The sequence below is a fragment of the Fundicoccus sp. Sow4_D5 genome (assembly GCF_052116365.1).
GTDB lineage: Bacteria > Bacillota > Bacilli > Lactobacillales > Aerococcaceae > Fundicoccus.
The window spans coordinates 127272-151910 of record NZ_JBQKLF010000002.1 but is presented as its reverse complement, the minus strand read 5'-3'; the positions used below and the strand labels follow the sequence as shown (position 1 = coordinate 151910).

The following is a 24639-nucleotide window of genomic DNA, read 5'->3' as shown; positions in this document are numbered from 1 at the left end:
TTGGTATTCTTTTGTTTAATATATTACGCTAAGTCCATTTAGATAGTTTGACAGCTAGCCTTTCAAAAGCTAATTGTGGACTGACGTTTGCACCGACGCGTTGTTTAACTTCATAAAATGTATGATTCATTTTTAGTAGATGAGCGAGTGAAATGGACTGTTGCTCAAGCAAAGCTTTAACAAACTTTTCTTGGATAATTGCTACCGGTTTGACTTCTTGCGCACTCTCCATATTTTCTGCTTCATCTGTTTCAAGACGAACTGTTTGCCCAGTTTTTAATTGTTTAATTGTACTATGATTTAGTAGTAATAAATAATCTAAACCATCCAATGATTGTTGGACGGATAAGTAGACTTTCAAGCGACTTTGAATCACGACAAAAGCCGTACGGTTGCTTGTTGCTAAAAGACGATACAACTGATTCAATGCCGTGAACCAGTCCGTCATATTGGCTTCGTCATAAGTATCACTTAGACGCTCAATGGCTTCACTCGAAAAACGAGCCATAATCTGAGCATGCGACGCTAAAATGCCTTGTGACATTAATTGGTCAATGATAAAGGTTTGATCATCCGGTTGGAAGTGAATTTGTTGTACTCGTGAACGAATCGTTGGTAATAAAAGTTCGGCTTCTTTGGCAAATAAGAATAGATAGACATTGGCTACAGGTTCTTCTAAAAAAGTCAGTAAAGCATTGGCAGCCGACGGATTCATACTTTCCGCCGCTTCAATCACAACAATTTTAAACAAACCCTCAACTGGACTTTTCACGAGCCATTCTTTTAATTCACGAATTTGATCGACACGAACAGATTTCCCATCCGGTTCAATCGTTAAGATATCAGGATACTGGTCAGCCGCGATTCTCTCACAGACTTCACAACTTAGACAAGCATGTCCATCTTCCGCTATATTCGGGCAAGCTAACGTCTGACCAATGTTTTTCACAACGGCCCGTTTCCCCAACAAATCATCACCCGTCAATAAATAACCGTGTGATAGTTGCTTTTGAGCCACTAAGCCACTGAAATATTTTTGGAATTGTTCTGTTTGCTTATTCATATTCAACCACACCTACATATCTTATTGAGATTAAAGCTTGTTCCAGTTAGGCTACTATAGCACAACTAGAACAAGCTTAGTCTGTTAAACTTTATAAAATTGCTCGGCAACTAAAGGCAAAAGCCTAGCGTCTATAATCAACACTTCAACAGCTGCTCGTTTCTTAGAGAAAATAGAGCGAACACTTTGAAAAGTAAGCTCATTTAAAATTGGTGAAAACTGTCAATTGGTAACACAAAAACTGTAGCGCCACCCACTTCTACACGAATTGGATAAGACGCTGAGATATCTAAACTAACGTCTAAATGGATAGGTGATGAAATGTACTGTTCGCGTGATTCAGAACAGTTCTTGATGATTTCCAACACCTCGTCTACTAGATGATCTTCCACCCCTAGTAAAAAGGTAGTGTTTCCTGAACGTAAAAATCCGCCGGTACTACTCAATTTTGTTGCTCGAATGTTGGCTTCCAAAAAGGCATTACTCAATATGTTCTGATCTTGATCTTGTACAATTGCGATTACTAATTTCATCTTAAACCCCTCCTGTTTTGTCTTTAATCGTTAGTGATAAGCTTTTAAATAACTGCTTTGTTTTTCAAAATATGATAGATTGTCTCAGTGACTTCTTCTACTGATTGCGTGCCATCTACTAAAACGATTCGCTCCGTTTCTTTTTCTAAAAATAAGAAAGCGTCTCTCACTAAATTGTGGAAAGAGACATCTTCTTGATCTAGACGATCGAACTGGCGCTGACCTTTCGCTTGATAAATTCGCTCGAGTCCAACTTCCGCCGGCACATCGATTAAAATAGTCAATTCGGGCAAATGATCTTCAATCGCAAATTGATTGATTTCCCAGATTAAGTCGATAGGAATATTGCGAGCAACCCCTTGATAAGCTAAAGAGCTATCAACAAAGCGATCGCAAAAGACCAATTTACCAGCTTCTAGAGCGGGTAATATTTTTTCTACTAGATGTTGACGACGAGAAGCGGCAAATAATAACGCTTCTGTCCTTGCATCCATCTCAGTATTGTCAACATCTAAGATGACTCGACGAATCTGCTCAGCAATCTTGATGCCGCCTGGTTCTCGAGTCGTCACTATATCTGTCACACCTTCAGCTTGTAACTTTGCTACAAGCGCTTGAACGACACTAGTTTTACCAGCGCCATCCGGTCCTTCAATCGAAATAAACTTCCCGTATGTCATGGTATTTCCTTTCAAAAGCTATCCTCCAGCGCACTTGGGCGCCGGTAGCTCGAGTTCTCTTTACATCCTAATTCTAAAATGCCAGCACTTTTCAGTGTGACGAATTCAAAAACACGCCTGTTAGCCACTTGACTTACTAGGTGCCTGTTACTTATAATTCCCGGCGACCTTCAATCGCTCTAAAAAGCGTCATCTCATCCGCATATTCAATGTCGCTTCCTACTGCTAGTCCGTGCGCTAAACGAGTCACTTTAATGCCAGCCGGTTTTATCAATCGAGATAAATAGGTAGCCGTCGCTTCACCTTCTGCTGTGGCATTGGTTGCGATAATCACTTCTTGGATGGTATCTTCTTGCAGACGTTTAATTAGCGGTGCAATATTTAAATCTTCTGGTCCCGTTCCTTCTAAAGGCGACAGCACTCCATGCAAGACATGGTATAAACCATGATATTCTTGCATACGATCGAAAGACGCTACATCGCGCGGGTCCTCAACCACGAGCACTTGCGAACGATCACGTTGTTCATCTGCACAAATTAAGCAAGGATCTGTATCTGTAATATTGCCACACACGCTACAATAAGTTAAATCACGCTTCACATTGATTAAAGCTTGAGCAAAATCTGTCACATCTGCTTCATTCATAGTCAGTACATAAAATGCCAGTCGCGCTGCCGATTTAGCACCAATTCCTGGTAATTTAGTAAAGCTATTCATCAATTTTGCGATAGGTGCAGGGTATTGCATAGTCAAAACGCCTCTCTTCTTACACAATCAATCTTCTATTAGAATGGTAAATTTAAACCTTGTGTAAATTTACCCATACGAGTTTCTGTTGTTTGGTCCACTTGATTTAACGCTTCATTGACTGTCGCAAGTACTAAATCTTGTAACATTTCAATATCATCTGGATCCACTAAGGCTGGCGCTAATCCGATTTCAAGGATTTCTTTTTTACCAGAAACCTTAACTTTCACTAATTCGTTGACGCTCGTAGCGGTGAACTCTGTATTTTGGATAGCAGTTTGCTCTTTTTCCATATCTTTTTGCATTTTCTGCATCTTTTGCATCATGCCTTGCATGTTACCCATATTTCCCATTCCTCTGACCATTTATAAAACTCCTTTAATCTTTTTAGCTATTATCATTTTAGCATATCTATAGGTAAATAACCAAAAGATGTTCGTCTCCCCGGACAAAATATAACTCATCATCTTCTAACTTAAAGGCGTGTTTTTAACCTAACTTTAACACTTGTGTTGACTTAGCGAAAAGTGACTTCTATACTTAAACAGAAAGAAAAGAGAGAGTAGCGCGTTTGCTCATTGGAGGTAAAATATTGTGGTGAAAATAATGTTATACGGTGTACGTGATGAAGAGATTGCAATGGTAGAGGCTTGGTCTTTAAAAAATGACGTTCGGGTTGATTATACAAAGCTTAATTTAACCCCGGACACTGTCACTTTAGCTAAAGGTTACGACGGTGTGACCATTTCCCAAGTTGCTGACCTTGACGTCAGTCTCTACTCAACGCTAGCAAGCTACGGCATCAAGCAAGTGGCTCAACGCAGTGCTGGCTTTGAAATGCATGACTTAGAAGCTGCCAACGCCAATCAACTCATCATTTCCAATGTGCCAAGTTACTCACCTGAATCGATTGCTGAATATGCTGTGACTGCAGCTTTGAACCTGGTGAGAAAAACCGAGCTAATTCAAACCAAAGTGGCTGAACAAGATTTTCGTTGGATGCCAGCGATTCGTTCACGTGTCATCCAGGAAATGACAGTAGCCGTGATCGGTGTCGGCCGGATTGGTTCAAGAGTCGCTAGCATTTACCGTGGCTTTGGAGCGCGTGTTGTAGCTTATGATATCGAACCACGCGAAGAATTTGCTGACTTAGTGGAATTCCAATCCTCCCTCCAAGCAGCCATAAAACTAGCCGACATTGTCACGATTCATATGCCTGCTACTCCACAGAATTACCAACAATTCTCGCTCGACTTATTCAAACAATTTAAGCCAGGCGCAATCTTAATCAATACGGCCCGCGGCCCGATTGTTCATACCGAAGCATTATTCACTGCCCTAGAAGCAGGTTATTTGGTCGCAGCAGCGCTTGACGTTTACGACGGCGAAGCGCCTTATGTGCCTGTTGACTGGCGTGGTCGTGAAATGTTAGATCCCGTTTTCCAACGTCTCATCTCACATCCACAAATCATTTACACACCACACATTGCTTACTACACAGATACAGCGGTCCGAAATTTAATTGATAGCCCATTAGACGCCACACTGGATGTGATTCGCACAGGCGATACCAAACTCAGAGTGAACTAAATCAGTCTAGCTATTTATAAGCGCCGCTTTTATTAGGGCGCTCTTGGCCTTTTCCTAATCTTAAACATTTCCATAAGTTATACGTGCACCAAGCCTTTCCTTTTGAATTGGGAGCCACTTTCCACTAACCTTAAGTTAAAGAAAAGGAGTGAGGAAAATGAAGGATTTATTTGTATTTGATCGCTTTAAAACGTTGGACGCTGCAGAAACGGTTGCGAATCAATTGGTGGATCTTGGTGTGCCTCGTCTGGCGATTATTTTAGGTGCTGAGCGAGATTTGAGTGATGAAACTAGAACAGACTTTAAAGTAGTAAATGGGAGCGAATTGGCTGATGCAGATGATAAAGAAGAAACGAGCCTATGGGATCGTATTGTCGGCATGTTCCAATCAGAAGAAGACGCTAACGAGGCTGCGATCGATTTCGATGGTTATCGATCGGCCCTTGCTTTAGGTGAGGTTCTTTTATTAGTTGAAGAAGAGTTCCGTCTTATGATTGATAATACTGTCGAAGTAGCGACCGTCGATGAACCACAGATTCCGACCGATTCTGATAATCGCATCGAACGAGGCGGTAGTTTTGCTAGTGAAGACTTAAATTACCATAGCCCCGATGGGTTGGATGTCCCATTAAAAGAGATTAACAATGAGAATTCATTAAGTAAAGATCCTATCAATTTAGACCGTGATTTCGAAAAGGATCCCCACCGCTAAAAATATACCAGCTATGCTTATTGCAGATAAACTAAAGAAGGCGAAGAACGCGTGTCATTCGCTGACACGCGTTTTCTCATGCTTATTAACCGAAACAAATAAGCGGTCAGTCACTCACGTTCCTGACGATTATAGAAGAGCGGTCGGCTCTTTTTTTAATCGTCTTGAGACTAGACGAACGACACTTTTTTTTTGGGGGGGCAAATGACAAGTCCTCTCATAAAGCTAAGGTACATTGTCAGAATTGTTTGCTTTTTCTGCTCGCGAAGGTCGCGAACGGCGATTCACCTGCTCGCGCACTACTATAACCGCTTCATAGTCGCTAGCTATCCTTAACTAGAAGCTCACCCCATAATTTTCACTCATATAATCAGAAAACAGCACGTCTACCGACTGAAAAGCCGAGTAGATGTGCTGTCCTATTGTGCCTGTAGTTCGTTTTTTTTATTCTTCCATCGGTATTTCTTCATGAATGATATTCACTCGTTCACCAAATAATTCGAGTGCCTTAGAAATCACTGGCGGCACTTCAACTTCTTCGTTTTCAGACAAGGCGACGTCATTGTTGGTATCCAGTTCTCGACCAACTTGAGACGATCCACTCGCTAAAGTTTCTCGTTCTGGCTGACCGGTTTGCCCTGATGCTTCTGGATCACTTGCTTCGAGCGAAGGATCCACGTATTGATCCGCATCAGAATGGGCCTTATCATAAGCCGTTTGAGCGGTTTGGACAATGTTGTGCGTCATATCTCGCATTGTAGGAAGCGAAGGTTTCGCCACTGGCGCTTTAGCTTGACCACTCACTTGAGTTTTGGATTCAGAGTCCGTGTTTGCTTTAGCCTGACCACTCTCACGAGCATTCGCAGCAGCACCGTTAGAGTCAGCCTCATTGATGGCTGGCTTTTCAAGTGCAGCTTCTTCAGCAACATAAGCAGCCTTATCATTATCATCATCGTCGTCTTGCCCTTCTAAAATCACTGGCTGACCATTGTTACGATCGTGAAGGATTTTATAGTTTTGGCGCTCTTTTTGCCATTCTCTCGATAAAATAAAGGCTAACTTCGTTGATTCACCAAGTTTTTCACTTGTAATATTCTCTAGCAATTGCTTCAACATGGCATCATTTTGAACCAAACCACACATCTGCTCATTATCAAAGCTAATCAACACCCGATTAGGGCCTGCTGCCAATGGCTGTGTTGCCATTAACTTCGCTCGGTGTTGCGGAGATAATTCGTTTAAAATCACACTCCACTGTTGCTTGATCGCCATAATATGCTGACGCGTTGCCACATTTAAAACGTCGTACACTTGCTGTAATCGTAAACGGTAAACCATTTGCGGTACCTTTGGACGTGGACGTGGTGTTAAAGGCTCGTCTTGCTTAACGACCTCAGCCGCTCCAGAACCAGAACCACCCCTTCCACCACCAGCAGCCTCTCCTTCATTAAGAGGCGCTACCGACAGACGCTCTGTTTTCCCTTCGCTAACACGCTCCAATTGTTGTTGGGTCCCCTTCAGTTGTTGATACATTTGCGACATTTGCTCTTCCAATTCCGCAATTCTTTGTTGCATCGCTTGAACCGCTTCGCTTCCAGCAGCCTCAGCGCCCGCCGAAGCCACAACACCAGAACCAGTCGTCACTTGCAAGTCAGGTTGCTCCACCAACTGGACCGTCATAACCTCCAAATATAAATCTGGCTGATTTGAAAAACGCATTTGATTTTGCGCTTCATTCAGGCCGTTGATTAACGTATAGTAGAAACTTCCTGGCACACTATCACGCAATGGTTGTAACTCAGCATCACTCAATAAAGTCTTATTCGCCGACGAATGCATCGTCAACAAGACATCACGACTAAATAGAATCAGTTCCTCAATAAAACGACTCGCTTGCTTACCCGACTGCAATTGCTCATCGAGAATCGTCAAAGCCGCTTCAACCTCACGTTCATATAAAGACAGAATATACTTCACGTACGTCATCTGATCAAAACTTCCCGACACCTGCAGCGCCGTTTGTGTCATTAACTCTTCATTATTGAAAGACAAAGCCTGATCCAGCAAACTTAAGCTATCGCGCATCCCACCATTGGACGCACGCGCAATAATTGCCAAAGCTTCCTCCTCATAATCCACCTGATACTCATCGAGAATATGCCCCATATGCGACATAATGTCGCGATCCTTCAAACGCTGAAAATCAAACCGCTGCGTCCGTGACAGAATTGTCGCCGGAATTTTATGTGGCTCCGTCGTTGCTAGAATAAACAAAACCTGAGCTGGCGGCTCCTCCAACGTCTTTAATAAAGCGTTGAAAGCACCTGTCGTCAACATATGAACCTCATCAATAATATAAACCTTGTAAGAAGCTTGCGTTGGCGCATAACGCACTTTATCACGCAAATCACGAATCTCCTCGACCCCATTATTACTCGCCGCATCAATCTCAATCACGTCACTCACTTGACCAGCCGTGATCCCCTGACACAACTCACACTCATTACAAGGATTACCATCCACCTGATTTGGACAATTGACCGCCTTCGACAAGATTTTCGCCGCACTCGTCTTCCCCGTCCCACGCGGACCCGTGAACAAATAAGCATGACTCAACTGCTCATTTTTAATCGCATTTTTCAAAGTCTCAGCGATCATACCCTGACCCACTAACTGATCAAAATTCTGTGGCCGCCAAACTCGATAAAGTGCTTGATAACTCATGCTTAAACCCTCCCTGAAAATAAAAACTTGACCTAATTATAACGAACTTCCAAACACATTACCACGACACAGGCAAAATAAGGCCCCAGAAAAAAGAGCGACCCAAGCAAGCGCCCACCCCCTCAAACCGCCCATCCACCGCAACCTTCGAATAAATTCCCAGTAACAAGCCATTACTCCCATCTCCAGCCGTCTATTATGGTCTACTTGAAAATCTCAACGCTCACCCATTGTGACGTCTCAATGCTCACTATTATACCATATGTCTTCTTGGCACTTCACAAATTGAAGTCCGCTAAGCGCCTATGGTATACTATTTTCAGATAGATTAGAGGAGGTAGCTTTATATGAAGGAAACTGATTTTTCTAAATTAAATGGGAGCGCCGCAGACATTCAGCGTTTGAAGGAACTTTATGCTAACCACGAACACATGCCTTACATATCACCCGAGCGTGATTTAGCGTTATGGTTAGACAAGGCTGCCATGAGCTCTGGTGAAGCAGTCCCTAAACGTAATATGGTCAAAACACCTGAAGGCTACTTACCAGGACATATGATTATTTTATGGCGTGTTCAATTTGGAACTTATGACAACACGACGGTTATTTCCAAATATTTCGAATATGATTATGGGATTGATGCCAAAGCAGATATCGAAGACTTAATTGAAGATGGCTTGGTAATGGTGATGACAGCTAAAGAATCACTAACTTATATGACTGCACCGCTCTTGAAGAAGTGGTTGAAGGATAAAAGCGTGACGGGTTTTTCTAAGATGAAAAAAGATGAATTAATAGAAGCCGTCCGTGAAGCTTATACAGAGGAAGAGTTGGCGAAAAAATTTACCTTGCGTGGTTACTACTTGAGTGAAGCAGGCGAAAAAGTACTCGCAAATAATCCGGCTGTTATCGATAAACACCCTAAGAAAAAGTATTAAAAGAAAAACGCGACGATTTAGCTTTAAGAAAGCGTAGATCGTCGCGTTATGTTTAATGTTAAGTAAAAAAAAATGGCACATGGTATCGTCACTTATAGCTGCTACCTTCCGGTCCTGACTCGATTCGTGACTCAACCATTGCCAATTAGTATTATAGCACAGTAAAATTTATTTGTAAAACATAGATTTATGAGGGGAGTATTTGTTTCCAAACAATCGTTATCCACTTGTTGAAAGCCACCAACTAGCAATTCCCCCTGTTTCGCCTTGAGTTCCATGCACAAACTGTGCATAAACATGCACTTATGAACAGAACATCTGTGCGTAACTTTTATTAAGCAGTCATTTAAGTAAAAGTTATCCACTAAATCACAGACTTATGCACAGCACAAGTCTTTTTAGGCTTCGTCAGCCGCTTCTTTCTTCAACTGTTTGCGTTCTTTGTTGCGTTTGCGCAGCGATTGGAAGAACGTTGTTAATAACTGCCCACACTCCTCGCGCAAAATCCCTTCCACTACTTCCGGTTGGTGATTAAAACGTTCGTCTGCCAATAAATTCATCAAAGTGCCGGCACAACCCGCTTTAAGGTCCGGCGCCCCATATACGACACGCTCAACACGCGACATAATCAACGCACCGGAACACATTGGGCATGGCTCGAGCGTCACATAGAGGGTCGCTTCTTCCAGTCGCCAAGCATTCAGCGCTTGGTTGGCCTCTTGAATCGCAAGGATCTCGGCATGTCCGACCGCACTATGGCTCAGCTCGCGTAAGTTATGGGCTCTGGCGATGATTTCGCCGTCTTTGACAATGACTGCCCCGATTGGCACCTCGCCTTTCTCCCCTGCCATTACCGCTTCATCCAGGGCGGCACGCATCCACCGCTCATGTTCCAGTCTGTCCTTTTCGCTTAATTCTTCCGCTGTTATCATTCACTCACCTATTTTTTCTAAATATTTGATCTCTTTACACTTATTGTAGCATGTCTGATGCTTGGAATGCTTGTCGAGCCTTCAGTGTAAATGTTAAACTAGTAGAGACAAGACCTTAGTTTCTCGAAAGGACAACATATATGATTGATTCATTAAAAAATATCTATCCAAATAGTTTGCATAAGCCAAAAAAAGTGCCGAATAGTGATGAGTATTTTCACTTTCTTTGTGATGAGGACAGTCTTTATATTCCTCTTCGTGATTTAGACGCTTCTCAACTCCAATTGTTAAAGATTTTTTCTCAAAAAACGATCGATGCGAGTCCTAACTTTCTGACCACCCACTTGGAAGAAAGTTGGTATCAATTTTTAGTTCATAAGCATCCGAATATGCCGACGGGTGTGGAACATATTCGGATGCTTCAGTTTGATTATTATAAACGCCCCGATGCGTTTGATTATGCGATGTGGCGAGAAACCTTGACGAATGCAATTGATGCTGTCGTAACAGTTATTCAGCTGAACGAAAGACGCATGTTAGTCATTCTAGACTCAGATAAGTTAGAAAACGATGCTATGACGCAAATCACGGGCCTCGTGAATACATTAGATGATGATTTTGAGTTATCCACAAGAGGGATTATTGGTCAAATTCATACTGTATCACAGGCCTTGCCAACGTTATATGAAAATGAGCAAGCCTTGTTTGATAAGGCGCTTCAGTCGGAAGTTTTTAATCATATCCAATTTTTATCCGATAGTCTCTTAACTTATATTGGCCATGAAGCAACGCTTCAACAGCCAATCCTATCGAATTTACGTCAACAAATTTTAACTAATTCTGAATACGAGGCGACAATCCGGACTTTATTCGAGCGTCGCGGAAACTTAACGCAAGCTGCGGACGCTTTATTCGTTCATCGCAACACCTTGACCTACCGCATGAACAAGTTTACTAAAGAGACTGGTTTTAACTTACAACATTTGCCTGACTTAATTATCTGCTACTTGGCACTCAATTAAATACAATAAGGTGTCAGTCACTCGCATTCCTGACGATTATAAAAGATCTCTGTGCTTTAATTTTTAATCGTCGCAAATCGCGATGAGCGACACCTTTTGTTTTTGTGGCTTGTATATAGAAAGATGTATTGAATGTAGGTGTGTGTGAGCTTTGCAAGGGCTGTGTGAGAATAGCTTTTGTTTCCCTTCTTGTGTGCGTCACATCATCGCGAAAGTAACAAGGATGTGAGACATATTCCAGAATCCGTCGCTCGAGTCGTCATGATATGAGAGAATTTTCAGACTTTATAGGTACACAAAAAACCGTGCCTAGCGCTAATTAGTCAGCGCTAGTCACGGTTCTTTTTCTATTTGCTTAGTCGAAGTAATCTGAAACTTTTGATGTCGCGTCCGAAGTTACCTTTTTCGCACGATCAATAATTTCACTAAACGCATCGCCTGTTTTATCCTTTAAGCTGCCTGCTTGATTCGCAAACTTCATTAAAGTGTTGATTTCTGCATCATCCAAATTATCAACAGCTGAAACAAGGGCATCTGATCCGTTTAAAGTATGTTTTACAAATGATTTTGCTTTTTCACGATTAATAATGCCTTCTACTTTTTCACGTGCTGAATCATTCATGTAAACATAAGCTGCTAATCCAGCCACTGTAGCAGCTGATCCTAGTAAAACCGTCGCAATATATCCTTTTCTATTCATCTTTGTTCCTCCTACTTTCAAAAAATTAAATTTTTCTATAATTAAATTATAACACACACCCTATCAGACCTCTATTTAAAACACTTACTCTTTTCTTGCGTTTCTATACAAAAACTCCCTCTAAGACCATTCGCCTTGAGGAAGCTTTGATGTTTAGATTAATTATTTAGAACTTTGTTTCGAACGATTATTGATATTAATGTTACCTGAACGGCCACCGATGGTGATACTATCACCTAGCTCAATGTCGCCTCGCAGCATCATTTCGCTCAGCTCATCTTCAATTTGTTTTTGGATGGCACGGCGGATTGGACGCGCTCCATATTCTGGATCGTAACCCGCTTCTGCGATAATATCTACGGCAGTATCCGTTACGCGCGCTTCAATTTCAAGCTCATTCAAGCGGTGAATAATTTCTTGCGCTTGAAGTTTGACGATTTCGCGAATTTCTTCTTTCGTCAACGCATGGAAGACAACTGTCTCGTCGATACGGTTTAAAAACTCTGGTCGGAAAGCACGTTTCACTTCTTCAAGGATTCGTTTTTCCATTGCATCATGATCATCTTTATAAGAGACTGCACCGAAACCAACTGACTTCTCGTCACGTAAGGCGGTTGCTCCTAAGTTTGATGTCATAATTATGATTGTGTTACGGAAGTCTACGCGACGTCCTTTACCGTCTGTTAAATGACCGTCATCAAATACTTGTAACAAAATATTAAAAACATCCGGATGGGCTTTTTCAACCTCATCTAATAGAATGACGCTGTATGGTTTTTGACGAACTTTCTCAGTCAATTGCCCCGCTTCGTCATAGCCGACGTAACCTGGAGGTGAACCTACCAAGCGAGAAACACTGTGTTTTTCCATGTACTCTGACATATCAACACGAATCATGTTATCTTCGCTACCAAACATTGAATGAGCAAGTGTCTTCGCTAATTCCGTTTTACCCACACCTGTTGGCCCCAGGAATAAGAATGAACCGATTGGACGTTTGGGACTCTTCAAACCACTTCGTGCACGACGAATCGCGCGAGCGACAGCTTGAACAGCTTTATCTTGGCCGATTACACTTTCATGTAGTTCAGCTTCTAGATGGACTAATCGTTGGGATTCAGCCAATTCCATTTGGTTAACTGGAATACCTGTTGATAAAGCAATGACTTCTGCCACGTGATTTGCATTCACCACTAAATGTTTCACTAATTCACCGTCTTTTTCTTGCTCGGTCGCTTTTTGAATATTAGTTTCGATTGCTTGTTCTTCTTGACGTAATTCAGCTGCTTGTTCAAAATTACGATCAAGAATTGCTTTTTCTTTTTTCTTAGATACTTCGACTAATTGACGTTCAAGGTTGGCAACTGACGATAATACGATCGACTCGTCGATACGCACTTTTGCTGCTGCTTCATCAATTAAATCAACGGCCTTGTCTGGTAAACGACGCTCTGTTAAGTAACGTGCACTTAATTTCACGGCTGCTTGAACTGCTTCGTCTGTAATTTCAACTTTATGGTGATCTTCGTACTTGCTTTTCAGACCTTCAATAATTTGAATAGATTCGACTTGTGTTGGTTCATCGATTTGAACTTTTGAGAAACGACGTTCTAAAGCAGCATCTTTTTCAATGTACTTTTGGTACTCATCTAAAGTTGTTGCACCCACTGTTTGGATTTCTCCACGTGCTAGTGCAGGTTTCAAGATGTTAGATGCATCGATTGCACCTTCTGCACCACCTGCGCCGATTAATGTGTGTAATTCATCAATGAAGAGAATCACTTGGCCATCGGCTGCAATTTCTTCAATAATCTTCTTCATACGTTCTTCGAACTCACCGCGATATTTCGTACCTGCGACTAAAGATGCCATATCTAACATCATCAAGCGTTTGCTTGCGATATCTTCTGGTACTTCGCCGTCAATCATTCTTTGGGCTAAGCCTTCAGCAATCGCTGTTTTACCAACACCAGGTTCTCCTACGAGGACTGGGTTGTTTTTCGAACGACGGCTAATGATTTGGATGATACGACGGATTTCTTTTTTACGACCAATAACTGGATCGAGTTTGCCATCACGAGCGAGTTGTGTTAAGTCGCGCGCAACAGAATCTAATGTTGGTGTTTGGCTTGTTTCGGCTTGTTGACCTCTTTGGCGGCCATTGCCACGTTTGTTACCCATTTGAGCACGCTCGTTATTGCCATTAATACCAATTAATTCATAGATTTTTTTGCGTAATTCATTTATATTAATGCCTAAATTTTTCAATAAGACTGTTGCTAAAATTTCTTCTTTTAACATACCTAATAGTAGATGTTCTGTGCCAACTTTTGGTGCACCTAGACGTTTGGCGTCATTAGATGCATTCATAATAATCTTTTTAGATCTAGGTGAATAAGGAATGACGATTTCGCCTTCGACGCGCGGATTCACGACTTTGCCATGAATTATTTCAAGCTCCATCAATAGTGATTGATAGTCGGCACCCACCTCGCGTAAAGCTTTTCCAGCAATTCCTTGTTCTTCACGGGCTAGTCCTAAAAGAATATGTTCTGTGCCTACCGCTTGATGTCTTAAATAATACGCTTGTTCAGCTGCGTATATCATGACTTGACGGGCACTCTCTGTAAATAGTTCTTCAAACATTCATTTCACCTCTTACTTTATTGTATATCTTAGTTGTACTAAGAAAGTTTTGAGCAACATGGCTCTGGCAGATTGTTCTTGGCTTGAGATACTGTGCAATACTGATTTTTCTATGACCGATAAAATCAAGGTACCTTCACGTTGAGTAATTATACCAGAATCTATCAACGTCTCAACCAAATTGATGCCATTTCGTTGATTGATTTGGCTACCAATTAATTCAATCATTTGGTCAATGTGATCCACTTCATCCACGACACGAATTTTAAATATGCGAATGTAGCCTCCACCACCACGTTTACTTTCGACCATGTAACCATGTTCTTGGGTAAAGCGCGTATTAATGACATAATTGATTTGTGAAGGGACGCAGTCAAAGCGTTCGGCTACATCGCTGCGTTTTATTTCTAATTGCTCATTATTACGTAAAAAACCTTTTAGATACGCTTCGATAATGTCCGACATGTTACGTTGCGACAAAGTTACCCCTCCTTTTTCACTAACATTGACTTTCTTTGACTATTATACAATAAAGGATCGCTTTTGAGAAGTCTTTTGACCAACATTATCAGAACCGTTTGATTGCTGGGTTTATTTTGTTCGAAAAGTTATAAGAATAGCTTATAGTACGCTTTAATTTTCGATGGTGGCAGATTTTTATGTTTCAACATAGAATGTTTATTGTAAGCGCTGACGTTATGCGTCATTTTATTTAAAGGCCAAATATAAACTTTTTATAAGGGGGAAAACTCATGGCAGAGATTATTACTGTCCAAGAAGCCGTAGCTAAAGTTAAACAAGGTGATTCTTTAGGTACTTCAGGTTTCTTAGGTGTATCGACACCGATTGAATTAATTAATGGCTTAGTAGAAGCCGGAACTAACGAATTAACTTTAGTACAACCAGTAACTGGTTATCCAGGTGAAGAGCACGATGTGGGTAAATTAGCGGAAAACCGTCAAATCAAAAAATTTGTCGGCGCTCATACTGGAACGTCAAAAGCGTTCAACAAGCAATTTTTAGCGGGTGAAATCGAAGTAGATTACGTTCCAATGGGAACTGTTGTTGAAATGATTCGTGCAGGTGGCGCAGGTCTTGGTGCCGTTGTCACTCCAGTTGGTATCGGTACATTACAAGAAGAAAAGCAAGACAAAATTGTACGTAATGGTCAAGAATACTTAATCTATGATCCCGTTAACCTAGATGTTGCCTTTATTAAAGCAAATAAAGCGGACAAATATGGTAACTTATATAGTTTTGGTACGGCTAAATCAATTTCTGTTGAATTAGCTTTAGCTTCTAAGATTGTTATTGCGGAAGTTGATGAGATTATTGAAGTTGGCGACATCGCACCAACGGATGTAACAGTTCCTGGTATCTTAGTAGACTATATTGTTCAAGGTCAAACTGAAGAAGAACGTTACGACTACTACCGTGAATTATGGGGTAGAAACAATATGTTGAGAGGAGAAGCATAATAATGAATCCAAAAGAATTGATTGCTCGTCGTATTGGACAAGAATTTAAAGATGGAGATATCGTTAACTTAGGTTTTGGTATCCCTAACGCTTCAGCAAATTATATTCCTGACGGCGTAAACGTTATTTTACAAGCAGAGAATGGTGCGCTTCGTTTTGGTGCTACACCAACAAAAGACACATTAACACCAGACTATGGTAACTCAGGGGGCGCACCAATCACTTTATTACCTGGTGCTTCAACATTTGATTTACAAACTTCATTTGCAATTATTCGTGGTGGACACGTTGATGTCACTGTTTTAGGTGCATTAGAAGTAGACCAAGCTGGTAACATTGCTAACTGGATGGTTCCAGGTGTAATGGCTCCAGGTATGGGTGGCGCGATGGATTTATTAGTTGGCGCTAAAAAAGTTATTGCTTCAATTCAACATACTGATAAAAAAGGTAACTCTAAATTATTAACTGAGTGTACTTTACCATTATCTGCAGCCAATGCAGTTGACATGGTGATCACTGAATTAGCAGTTTTTGAAATCAAAGACGGTAAATTCTACTTAACAGAACACGCTCCTGGCGTAACTGTGGAAGAAATTTTAGAGAAAACAGCTGGTGAAGTGGTTGTTTCTGAAGATATTAAAGAGTTCTTCTCTTAATATTACATAGGTTAACTTAATTTTTATTCCAACCCGTGCAAATGTAAGACGCCTGAAAACTCACTGTTTCAGTGATGGCATCGAACATTTACACGGGTCTTTTATTTACCCAATTTTCCCCCTAGTAAGTTAATAGTTTCGATGTTAGACTAATTAAGTTAAGTCATTATAAGACAGACGATTTTTTAAGCAACTAGAGTATGTGTTTGTTTTTCTAAACTTTTAATAGTTAAGTAATTGTATAAATTGTGTGTTAGACTAGCTAATCAGATTGATTTAGTTTAAACTAGATGACAAATGAACCACCATATATTGTGGTGGTTCTTTTCTTTTAACACAATATATGGCAATTCATCTATAAGAATACACGTTGTTGTCTTAAAGTTGATATTTCAGTAAATAAAGGGGTAATGATAGGATGGCTACAGAAATTAAAAAATACATTGAGTGGGATCAAGCTCAATTAAACAAAGATATTGAACAGTTTCCTCAGATTTTTCCGATGACCGATGACATGCAAATTACGCATAAAGGTGTTTCGCGTATGGTGATGCTCGATCGTTACGCCTTTAAAGATTCGGCCAAAACTACTTTAGCTCCTGGCGATTTAGTTGTGTTAACGGTTAAAGCAGATCCTAAATATCCTGCACGCGGGATTGGGATTGTTCAACAGTTAAATTTCGAACGCAATGAAGCAGTGATTTGGTTAGAAGAAGAATACCGTGGTTCTTTAGAAGAGACACAAGAAAAAGAAAGCGGTCTTGTGACCCGTCATATTGACACTTTGGATAAGCCTTTAGAAGTTTATTATGAACAAATCGCTAAAAGAAATGCCCGTGGTTTAGCAGCGACAGAAACAACCCAAGCAGACCGTGCAACGTCCTTTGATAAATTCTACGAGCAATTAATGAGCATGAACTTTGTGCCTGCTGGTCGTGTGTTATACGGAGCTGGTTCAGAAACAGATGTGACTTACTTTAACTGTTATGTGATGCCTTTCGTACCGGATTCACGCGAAGGGATTTCAGATCACCGTAAAGAAGTGATGGAAATCATGTCACGTGGTGGTGGGGTGGGGACGAACGGTTCAACTTTACGTCCACGTAATACCCTAGCTCGTGGGGTTAATGGTAAATCTTCTGGTTCAGTTTCATGGTTGGATGATATCGCGCAATTAACGCACTTGGTTGAGCAAGGTGGTAGCCGTCGCGGTGCCCAAATGATTATGCTAGCAGATTGGCATCCAGATATTATTGAATTTATTATCTCAAAAATGCAAAATCCTCGAGTGTTACGTTACTTGATTGAACAATCCAAAGACGAACAAATTCAACGCCTGGCAGAAGAAAAGTTAAAATTCTCACCTTTCTCAATGTCAGAAATTGAAATGTTTGAAAATATTGTACGTTATAAAAACTTCCCAGGTCGTGGTGGTTTCACTGAAAGCAACATTGCGGAAGCCGAAGCTAAAATTCGCGATGGCGGAACTTATAGCGTCCATAATCCAGACTTCTTGACTGGAGCGAATATTTCAGTGACTTTAACGGATGACTTCATGCGAGCCATCGAAGAAGATGCTGACTGGCAATTAAGATTCCCAGATGTTGAAAACTACTCTAAGGAAGAAATGTCAGCTTATAACACGGACTGGCCAGTGGTTGGTGACGTACGTGAATGGGAAACAGACGGTTACGCGGTTAAAACTTACCGTACAATTCGTGCCCGTGAATTATGGAAGTTAATCAATATTTGTGCGACTTACTCAGCTGAACCTGGTATCTTCTTTATTGATAATGCCAACAAAGACACCAATGCTAAAGCATACGGTCAAAAAGTTGTCGCAACAAATCCTTGCGGGGAACAACCTTTAGCACCTTATTCTGTGTGTAACTTAGCAGCTGTCAACTTGGCCAACATGGCCGATAAAGAAAATCACACGGTAGATTTTGAGAAATTAAAAGAAACCGTTCGTGTTGGTGTGCGTATGCAAGATAACGTCATCGATGCGACGCCTTACTTCTTAGAAGCTAACCAAAAACAAGCGCTAGGTGAACGTCGTATTGGTTTAGGCGTGATGGGCTTGGCTGACTTATTGATCTATACACAGAGCCTATACGGTTCAAAAGAAGGTAACCAAATCGTTAACGACGTCTTTGAGACTATGGCCATTACAGCTTACGAAACATCGATTGAATTAGCCAAAGAAAAAGGCAGCTTCCCATTCTTAATTGGTGAAACCGACCAAGAAACACAAGCATTACGTCAACGCTTCGTTGAAACTGGCTACATGCAAAAAATGCCTGCTCACATCCGTGAAGGGATCTTAGCACATGGTATCCGTAACTCTCATTTACTGACTGTTGCGCCAACAGGTAGTACAGGAACAATGGTCGGCGTAGCGACTGGTTTAGAGCCCTATTTTGCCTTTAAATATTTCAGAAGTGGTCGTCTAGGTAAATTCATTGAAGTGAATGCGGATATCGTTTCTGAATATTTAACTGCTCATCCTGAAGTGGATGAAAACAATTTACCGGAGTACTTCATTTCAGCGATGGAATTAGCTCCCGAAGCTCACGTTGATACACAAACCACCATTCAATATTGGGTGGATAGCTCGATTTCTAAAACGGTTAATGCCCCTAAAGGTTATACTGTTTCTCAAGTTGAGAAAGTATACGAAAGACTTTATAAAGGTGGCGCTAAAGGTGGAACGGTTTATGTGGACGGTTCCCGTGACTCACAAGTCCTCACTCTAGCCGCGGAAGAAAACGAAGTGGATCACATCGAATTATTCGAAATGGAAGAAACGCGCATTGTCGATGATAAAAACGAATTGCGTCAATTAGTTCAATTAGCTGAAACAGAACATTACTTAACGAAAGGTCATACAGATGACGTGGTTTACGGTTCAGAAGTGGGCGATACGTGTCCTATCTGTCGCCAAGGTGTCGTAGAAGATATCGGCGGCTGTAACACATGTATCAATTGTAACGCTCAGTTACGTTGTGGCCTGTAGAGTCAACTAAGTAAACTCTCGCTAGACCCTTTTCAAAGTGGTCTAGCTTTTTTTATAGCAAAGCAAGGAGGAAGAATGATGCAACTTTACACACGAACGGGTGATCATGGAACGACCCGAATTATTGGCGGAAAATCTGTCCATAAAAACAGTGCGCAAGTCGAAGCCTATGGGACGGTCGACGAATTGAACAGTATTCTCGGCATGGTGGCTGCTCACGGCGATCTGTGGCCGGAGCTGCAGACTGAAATTATGGCGATCCAACAATATCTGTTTGACTGCAGCAATGATTTGGCGACGCCTGGAGCTTCTGAGCGCTACCCTTTTCGCATGACGAGTGAGCACGTGACTTGGCTCGAAAGTCGCATTGATGCTTACAGCGACATCCCACCGGTTATCGAATCATTCATTTTGCCCGGCGGAAGTTCGCTGGCGGCCCTGATTCATTTGGCCCGCACTGTCACTCGACGCGCTGAGCGTTGCACCGTGACGCTGCAGCAAAAGCAGGCCATCAACCCTGCCTGCCAGAAATTTCTCAACCGCCTCTCGGATTACTTTTTCGCCCTGGCCCGCCTGGCCAACCACCGCCTCGGCGTCAAGGACGTTTTATACGAGCGCAGCGGCAAAGTCTTCCATAATGACTTAACCAAAGACCAAATTCCTAAGTAAGCCACAGGCAAAATAGTCCGCTAGCTTTCGCGTTTCCTTTGCTTGGCCACCATTAAAAAGACAGAAAGACCACAAAATACCCGCTACAGCTTCCTTGGGGAGAAAGCTGTAGCGGGTATTTGCTGTGTGTGTGTATTCGCAAAAATATTTAGTGGCCTAATGAGACCGGGAATTACTTGTCTTTGACAGCGATTTTTACATCGAAGCCTTTTAATTCTAAATCGTTTGTTAACTGTTCGCCTGTCAATAGGTCTGTGTAACCTTCATAGGCTAAGTTTGTGCTGATGGCTGTGTCATTGTGATTCATGATAAAGACAAACTCTGTGCCATCTTTGCGGCGAGCCGTCACTTCAACACCTTCTGGTACATCTTCTAATGTCGCAATGTTTTGGTCATTTAATAATAATTGAACGACGTGTGCCGTTAAATCGTCATCTGCCTGGGTGCCGATATAGTAGGCAGTCCCTTTACCAAAATGATGTTTTGTAACTGCTGGCATGCCGGCATACCAATTGCTATCATAGTTCGCTAGACTTTCAGCACCTTCAAGGTGAATCAGGTCGCTGACGAGGCTACCTTTGTAGTCGGCTGACTGGATCGCGTCAGAGGCACTCGTAATCGCATTGGCTGCATTAGGTGCTAACGCATCAATTTCTTCTACCCATAGGCCAAGCAATTTTCGTAGCGGTCCTGGGTAGCCACCTAAGTGCACGTTGTCGCTTTGATCAACGATTCCACTCATGAATGTTGTCAGGAAACTACCGCCTGCTTCAACAAATTTTTCTAATTTTTCAGCAACGCCTTCTTTGACCATGTATAAAACCGGCGCTAGAATCACGTCATAGTTAGAGAAGTCTGAATCCATATGGAGGATGTCGACTTGGACTTGTTTTTTATACAAGGCGTTATAGTAGTGTTGGACTTGATTAACATAGTATAAGTCAACGTTGGGTCCACTGGTAAATTCAAATGCCCAGTAGTTATCCCAGTCGAATAAAATACCGACTTTAGAGTCTGAACGCGCACCGATTAATTGGTCGCCTAAAGCTTCCAATTCCTGCCCTAATTGAGCCACTTCACGAAAGACTCGTGTGTCTTCATGACCAACGTGTTCAATGACAGCACCGTGGAATTTCTCACAGCCACCTTTTGAACGACGCAGTTGGAAGTATTGAACCGAATCGGCACCATGGGCAATCGTATGGTAACTTTGCACACGCATACGGCCAGGGGCTTTCAGCGAGTTATAAGGTTGCCAGTTTTGTTGACTAGGTGTTTGTTCCATTAACATAAAGCTTTGGCCGTCTTTAACACCACGCATCAAATCATGCATCATCGACACATGCGCCCAGTCTGGTTCATAGCTTGGGTAACTATCCCAAGATACAATGTCCATTTCTTTCGCCCATTTGAAATAATCTAAGCCTTTATAAGCGCCCATCATGTTCGTCGTGACAGGTGTTTCTTTGTCATAGCGACGGATGGCTTCACGTTCCATAATAAAGTTATTGAGTAAACTATCGGATTGGAAGCGTTTATAGTCAACCGCAAGCCCCGCAAAGGCAGTCATGGTATCACTAATGCCGTCACCTAAATAGTTCGGTGGCACGATGTCGTCAAAGTCGTATAAGGTATGACTCCAGAAATCCATGTTCCAAGCTTCATTGACTGCTTCAATTGTCTCGTATTTTTCCTGTAACCAGACACGGAACTCTTTGGCACAGTTATCACAGTAACATTCTGTATTGTATTCGTTGGAGATGTGCCACACTTTAAGGTGTGGGCTATCGCCGTAACGTTCAGCAATTTTGGAGACTAAACGCTCCGCATATTTCTGAAAGGTTGGACTGTTCGGGCAATGATTGTGACGATGACCATACTTATGCTCGCGCCCATAGAAATCGGTCCGGTTCACATCTGGATATTTACGGGACATCCAAGCAGGCATAGCTGCTGTGGATGTACCTAAGACAATATCATAATTCTCTTTTTCAAGCATTGCCATTATGTCATCTAACTCTGAAAAGTCATACACTGCTTCAGAAGGTTGTAATTTCGCCCAAGAAAAGACGTTTACAGTCGCTGAATTAATATGCGCTTTTTTAAACATGCGCATATCTTCATCCCAAACCTCACGCGGCCATTGGCCCGGATTATAATCTCCACCAAAAATCATTCGATCAAAAAGTTGTTTTGTCATGCCTGCCTCCCAATTAATTTAATGTGATGCTGACGTTTGTTGCTAGGTCACTGATTAATACGCCTAGGTCGTGTGCTTGCGCGTCAACACCTGAAACATCTGAAATATTACGCAACAAGACATTGAAGTTTGTTAAGCCTGGTGCATCAATCGTCAAGGTATTGTCTTGGCGACTTGCTTTAACTTCGGATATTAAGTCCCCATCTTTTGTATAGATCGCCGTTTGTGCTTGCGCACCTTCTGCTAATTCAAAGACATGTAAGGTAACGCCATCGGCATAGTCATATTCGGCTTGGTTGTCCACATTACCTTCAGCTAATAGGGTATTCGGCTTAACAAGTAGTGGTAAGGTCATGTAGTCATATGTTTGGTCATAGAATCTTTGCCCTTCATACACTTCATTTGTTAAGTAATTTGTCCATTTGCCCTCAGGTACGTAGAAATCAACGTGACCTTCTTCGTTGAAGATCGGTGCGACTAATAACTCTTCACCTAGCATGTATTGACGGTCGAGTGTGTGTGTGGCTAAGTCTTCTGGGAATTCCAAGACCATCGAACGCATCATTGGCACACCTGTTTCATGCGTGTAAGTCGACTCTTTAATAAGATACGGCATGAGACTTAATTTTAATTTAGTAAATTTACGCGCGACATCAACTGCCTCATCCCCATATAACCATGGCACTTTATAATCCCAGCTACCGTGGTAACGGCTGTGAGAGGATAGTAAACCAAACTGTGTCCAACGTTTATATAAATCCGGTGTACAGCCTGATTCGAAGCCACCAATATCATGACTCCAGTAACCAAAGCCACTCATCCCGAAGGATAAACCGGCTCGTAATGATTCAGCCATTGAAGGGTAATCCGACGTACTGTCACCACCCCAGTGAACAGGGAATTTTTGACCACCGACTGTGGCTGAACGAGCGAATAAGACGGCTTCTTTTTCACCACGTCGTTCAACTAATAAATCAAAGACAATTTGGTTATATAATTGCGTATAGTAGTTGTGCATACGGTGTGGATCTGAGCCATCGTGATAGACACAGTCTACTGGAATTCGCTCACCGAAGTCGGTCTTAAAGCTATCCACGCCCATATCTATTAAAGCACTCAACTTGTCACGGTACCATTTGACAGCTGCTGGGTTTGTAAAGTCGACAACTGCCAGACCTGCTTGCCATTTATCCCATTGCCAAACATCGCCATTGGCACGTTTAATAAAGTAACCATGCTCCATGCCCTCTTCGAACATCGGTGATTTTTGACCTACATAAGGGTTGATCCAGACACAAATTTTCAGCCCTTTGTCTTTCAAGCGAGCTAACATTTTTTCTGGGTCTGGGAAGGTACGTTCGTCCCACGTAAAGTTACTCCACTCAAATTCTTCCATCCACAAACAGTCAAAGTGGAAGACTTCTAAGGGAATATCACGCTCGCTCATGCCATCCACAAATTGTGTGACCGTCTCTTCATCATAGTCCGTTAGGAAAGATGTACTTAACCATAAGCCGTATGACCAAGCTGGTGGGAAAGCTGGTTTACCTGTAAAGGATGTATAATGTTGTAAAACTTCTTTTAAGTCGTCCCCCGCAATGATGTAATACTGCATCGTTTCGCCTGGCACGCTGAATTGAACTTTCGATACTTTCTCACTGGCTACTTCAAAACTCACTTTATCCGGCGAGTCAACGAACACACCATAACCACGGTTACTAATATAGAAGGGAATGTTTTTATAAGCTTGTTCCGTGCCTGTTCCACCATCTTCGTTCCAAATATCAACTGTTTGACCATTTTTTACGAAGGGTGAAAAGCGCTCGCCCAAGCCATAAATTAATTCTCCAACACCAATCTCTAATTGGTCACTAATATGTGCTTGTTGCTTATCATCGATCACATAAGCTTGGCCGCGAGGTTTACTTTCAGTTAATAACTTGCCTTTATATAAGAACTTTAAGTTGAAACCTTCACCTTTACTTGCTTCAAGTGATAAATCACCATTCGAAAAGACATAAGCCTCGTCAGTTTCTGAAATTTCAGCCTCTACTAAATCCTTATACAATTCGAAATCTGGTCCATGATTGATCGCACCTTTATGATGATAGGCTTTGACGCCAATAATATTTGGACGTGGTGCTGTCACTTCAATTGTCATCATACCACCATCTAAGGACATGCCTTTATGGCTCGTATATTTGAAAGGTGCATATAAAATTAGCGTCTCTTCCGTTGAACGCGTCGTATAAACATGGGCTGGAAAGCTCACTTCATAGCCGTCTTTAAATAACCATCCACCATTTGAATACTTCATTTAATTCCCTCTTTC

20 protein-coding genes and 1 other RNA gene are annotated in these 24639 nt (G+C 41.8%); 8 read left to right on the top strand and 13 right to left on the bottom strand.

Annotation, left to right across the window (positions count from 1 at the left end):
• Positions 1 to 28 precede the first annotated feature (28 nt).
• From ACTQ45_RS05020 to ACTQ45_RS05000, 5 genes are all read right to left on the bottom strand, one after another.
• Positions 29 to 1063 carry a hypothetical protein gene (locus ACTQ45_RS05020; RefSeq protein ID WP_441763107.1) on the bottom strand — a complete coding sequence of 345 codons (1035 nt, stop codon included), beginning with the start codon at positions 1061 to 1063 and terminating at the stop codon, positions 29 to 31.
• Between the two features lie 203 nt (positions 1064 to 1266).
• Positions 1267 to 1596 (bottom strand): cyclic-di-AMP receptor, encoded by a 330-nt coding sequence (locus ACTQ45_RS05015; RefSeq protein WP_441751499.1) that lies wholly within the window; start codon positions 1594 to 1596, stop codon positions 1267 to 1269.
• A gap of 44 nt (positions 1597 to 1640) precedes the next feature.
• Positions 1641 to 2276 (bottom strand): dTMP kinase, encoded by a 636-nt coding sequence (gene tmk, locus ACTQ45_RS05010; protein ID WP_441751816.1) that lies wholly within the window; start codon positions 2274 to 2276, stop codon positions 1641 to 1643.
• Positions 2277 to 2427: 151 nt separating this feature from the next.
• On the bottom strand, positions 2428 to 3024 hold the full coding sequence (gene recR, locus ACTQ45_RS05005) for a recombination mediator RecR (protein WP_441751818.1): 597 nt from the start codon (positions 3022 to 3024) through the stop codon (positions 2428 to 2430).
• A 38-nt stretch (positions 3025 to 3062) separates the two neighbouring features.
• On the bottom strand, positions 3063 to 3389 hold the full coding sequence (locus ACTQ45_RS05000; protein WP_441763106.1) for a YbaB/EbfC family nucleoid-associated protein: 327 nt from the start codon (positions 3387 to 3389) through the stop codon (positions 3063 to 3065).
• Between the two features lie 229 nt (positions 3390 to 3618).
• On the opposite strand from ACTQ45_RS05000, the gene ACTQ45_RS04995 reads away from it, so the two are divergent.
• Positions 3619 to 4614, top strand: a complete 996-nt coding sequence (locus ACTQ45_RS04995) for a D-2-hydroxyacid dehydrogenase (RefSeq protein WP_441763105.1) — start codon at positions 3619 to 3621, stop codon at positions 4612 to 4614.
• A 157-nt stretch (positions 4615 to 4771) separates the two neighbouring features.
• On the top strand, positions 4772 to 5326 hold the full coding sequence (locus tag ACTQ45_RS04990) for a hypothetical protein (protein ID WP_441751505.1): 555 nt from the start codon (positions 4772 to 4774) through the stop codon (positions 5324 to 5326).
• A gap of 444 nt (positions 5327 to 5770) precedes the next feature.
• On the opposite strand, the gene dnaX is transcribed toward ACTQ45_RS04990, so the two are convergent.
• Positions 5771 to 8050, bottom strand: a complete 2280-nt coding sequence (gene dnaX, locus ACTQ45_RS04985) for a DNA polymerase III subunit gamma/tau (protein ID WP_441751507.1) — start codon at positions 8048 to 8050, stop codon at positions 5771 to 5773.
• A 347-nt stretch (positions 8051 to 8397) separates the two neighbouring features.
• Here dnaX and ACTQ45_RS04980 point away from each other — a divergent pair, with 347 nt between their 5' ends.
• Positions 8398 to 8988: a hypothetical protein gene (locus ACTQ45_RS04980; protein ID WP_441763104.1), complete on the top strand. Its 591-nt coding sequence runs from the start codon at positions 8398 to 8400 to the stop codon at positions 8986 to 8988.
• 64 nt (positions 8989 to 9052) lie between these two features.
• Here the strand turns inward: ACTQ45_RS04980 and ffs are convergent.
• An RNA gene (gene ffs / locus ACTQ45_RS04975) (signal recognition particle sRNA small type) lies at positions 9053 to 9138 on the bottom strand.
• A 248-nt stretch (positions 9139 to 9386) separates the two neighbouring features.
• Positions 9387 to 9920, bottom strand: coding sequence for a tRNA adenosine(34) deaminase TadA (gene tadA, locus ACTQ45_RS04970; RefSeq protein WP_441751510.1), 534 nt, complete (start codon positions 9918 to 9920; stop codon positions 9387 to 9389).
• 140 nt (positions 9921 to 10060) lie between these two features.
• Here tadA and ACTQ45_RS04965 point away from each other — a divergent pair, with 140 nt between their 5' ends.
• Complete coding sequence (locus ACTQ45_RS04965; protein WP_441751512.1) at positions 10061 to 10942, top strand: PucR family transcriptional regulator; 882 nt, start codon at positions 10061 to 10063, stop codon at positions 10940 to 10942.
• 355 nt (positions 10943 to 11297) lie between these two features.
• Here the strand turns inward: ACTQ45_RS04965 and ACTQ45_RS04960 are convergent, their stop codons facing one another.
• The 3 genes from ACTQ45_RS04960 to ACTQ45_RS04950 form a co-directional block, all read right to left on the bottom strand.
• On the bottom strand, positions 11298 to 11642 hold the full coding sequence (locus ACTQ45_RS04960) for a hypothetical protein (protein WP_441763103.1): 345 nt from the start codon (positions 11640 to 11642) through the stop codon (positions 11298 to 11300).
• A 162-nt stretch (positions 11643 to 11804) separates the two neighbouring features.
• Positions 11805 to 14288 carry an ATP-dependent Clp protease ATP-binding subunit gene (locus ACTQ45_RS04955; protein WP_441751516.1) on the bottom strand — a complete coding sequence of 828 codons (2484 nt, stop codon included), beginning with the start codon at positions 14286 to 14288 and terminating at the stop codon, positions 11805 to 11807.
• A gap of 12 nt (positions 14289 to 14300) precedes the next feature.
• Positions 14301 to 14768: a CtsR family transcriptional regulator gene (locus tag ACTQ45_RS04950; RefSeq protein WP_441751518.1), complete on the bottom strand. Its 468-nt coding sequence runs from the start codon at positions 14766 to 14768 to the stop codon at positions 14301 to 14303.
• Positions 14769 to 15040: 272 nt separating this feature from the next.
• Between ACTQ45_RS04950 and ACTQ45_RS04945 the strand changes: the two genes are divergently transcribed.
• The 4 genes from ACTQ45_RS04945 (at position 15041) to ACTQ45_RS04930 (ending at position 20107) form a co-directional block, all read left to right on the top strand.
• Complete coding sequence (locus ACTQ45_RS04945) at positions 15041 to 15766, top strand: CoA transferase subunit A (protein WP_441763102.1); 726 nt, start codon at positions 15041 to 15043, stop codon at positions 15764 to 15766.
• 2 nt (positions 15767 to 15768) lie between these two features.
• Complete coding sequence (locus tag ACTQ45_RS04940) at positions 15769 to 16422, top strand: 3-oxoacid CoA-transferase subunit B (RefSeq protein ID WP_441751522.1); 654 nt, start codon at positions 15769 to 15771, stop codon at positions 16420 to 16422.
• 418 nt (positions 16423 to 16840) lie between these two features.
• Positions 16841 to 19438 (top strand): vitamin B12-dependent ribonucleotide reductase, encoded by a 2598-nt coding sequence (locus ACTQ45_RS04935; RefSeq protein ID WP_441763101.1) that lies wholly within the window; start codon positions 16841 to 16843, stop codon positions 19436 to 19438.
• Positions 19439 to 19516: 78 nt separating this feature from the next.
• Positions 19517 to 20107 (top strand): cob(I)yrinic acid a,c-diamide adenosyltransferase, encoded by a 591-nt coding sequence (locus ACTQ45_RS04930; RefSeq protein WP_441763100.1) that lies wholly within the window; start codon positions 19517 to 19519, stop codon positions 20105 to 20107.
• A gap of 172 nt (positions 20108 to 20279) precedes the next feature.
• On the opposite strand, the gene ACTQ45_RS04925 is transcribed toward ACTQ45_RS04930, so the two are convergent.
• Both ACTQ45_RS04925 and yicI read right to left on the bottom strand, forming a co-directional pair.
• Positions 20280 to 22307 (bottom strand): beta-galactosidase, encoded by a 2028-nt coding sequence (locus tag ACTQ45_RS04925; protein WP_441751528.1) that lies wholly within the window; start codon positions 22305 to 22307, stop codon positions 20280 to 20282.
• Between the two features lie 13 nt (positions 22308 to 22320).
• A complete protein-coding gene (yicI, locus tag ACTQ45_RS04920) occupies positions 22321 to 24624 on the bottom strand; it encodes an alpha-xylosidase (RefSeq protein WP_441763099.1) in 2304 nt (767 codons plus the stop codon).
• Positions 24625 to 24639 lie beyond the last annotated feature (15 nt).

What these genes read in the sequence shown, in the direction of transcription:
- ACTQ45_RS05020 (WP_441763107.1), bottom strand. Translation starts at nt 1,063, where the DNA reads ATGAATAAGCAAACAGAACAATTCCAAAAATATTTCAGTGGCTTAGTG.
- ACTQ45_RS05015 (WP_441751499.1), bottom strand. Translation starts at nt 1,596, where the DNA reads ATGAAATTAGTAATCGCAATTGTACAAGATCAAGATCAGAACATATTG.
- tmk (WP_441751816.1), bottom strand. Translation starts at nt 2,276, where the DNA reads ATGACATACGGGAAGTTTATTTCGATTGAAGGACCGGATGGCGCTGGT.
- recR (WP_441751818.1), bottom strand. Translation starts at nt 3,024, where the DNA reads ATGCAATACCCTGCACCTATCGCAAAATTGATGAATAGCTTTACTAAA.
- ACTQ45_RS05000 (WP_441763106.1), bottom strand. Translation starts at nt 3,389, where the DNA reads ATGGTCAGAGGAATGGGAAATATGGGTAACATGCAAGGCATGATGCAA.
- ACTQ45_RS04990 (WP_441751505.1), top strand. Translation starts at nt 4,772, where the DNA reads ATGAAGGATTTATTTGTATTTGATCGCTTTAAAACGTTGGACGCTGCA.
- dnaX (WP_441751507.1), bottom strand. Translation starts at nt 8,050, where the DNA reads ATGAGTTATCAAGCACTTTATCGAGTTTGGCGGCCACAGAATTTTGAT.
- ACTQ45_RS04980 (WP_441763104.1), top strand. Translation starts at nt 8,398, where the DNA reads ATGAAGGAAACTGATTTTTCTAAATTAAATGGGAGCGCCGCAGACATT.
- tadA (WP_441751510.1), bottom strand. Translation starts at nt 9,920, where the DNA reads ATGATAACAGCGGAAGAATTAAGCGAAAAGGACAGACTGGAACATGAG.
- ACTQ45_RS04965 (WP_441751512.1), top strand. Translation starts at nt 10,061, where the DNA reads ATGATTGATTCATTAAAAAATATCTATCCAAATAGTTTGCATAAGCCA.
- ACTQ45_RS04960 (WP_441763103.1), bottom strand. Translation starts at nt 11,642, where the DNA reads ATGAATAGAAAAGGATATATTGCGACGGTTTTACTAGGATCAGCTGCT.
- ACTQ45_RS04955 (WP_441751516.1), bottom strand. Translation starts at nt 14,288, where the DNA reads ATGTTTGAAGAACTATTTACAGAGAGTGCCCGTCAAGTCATGATATAC.
- ACTQ45_RS04945 (WP_441763102.1), top strand. Translation starts at nt 15,041, where the DNA reads ATGGCAGAGATTATTACTGTCCAAGAAGCCGTAGCTAAAGTTAAACAA.
- ACTQ45_RS04940 (WP_441751522.1), top strand. Translation starts at nt 15,769, where the DNA reads ATGAATCCAAAAGAATTGATTGCTCGTCGTATTGGACAAGAATTTAAA.
- ACTQ45_RS04935 (WP_441763101.1), top strand. Translation starts at nt 16,841, where the DNA reads ATGGCTACAGAAATTAAAAAATACATTGAGTGGGATCAAGCTCAATTA.
- ACTQ45_RS04930 (WP_441763100.1), top strand. Translation starts at nt 19,517, where the DNA reads ATGCAACTTTACACACGAACGGGTGATCATGGAACGACCCGAATTATT.
- ACTQ45_RS04925 (WP_441751528.1), bottom strand. Translation starts at nt 22,307, where the DNA reads ATGACAAAACAACTTTTTGATCGAATGATTTTTGGTGGAGATTATAAT.
- yicI (WP_441763099.1), bottom strand. Translation starts at nt 24,624, where the DNA reads ATGAAGTATTCAAATGGTGGATGGTTATTTAAAGACGGCTATGAAGTG.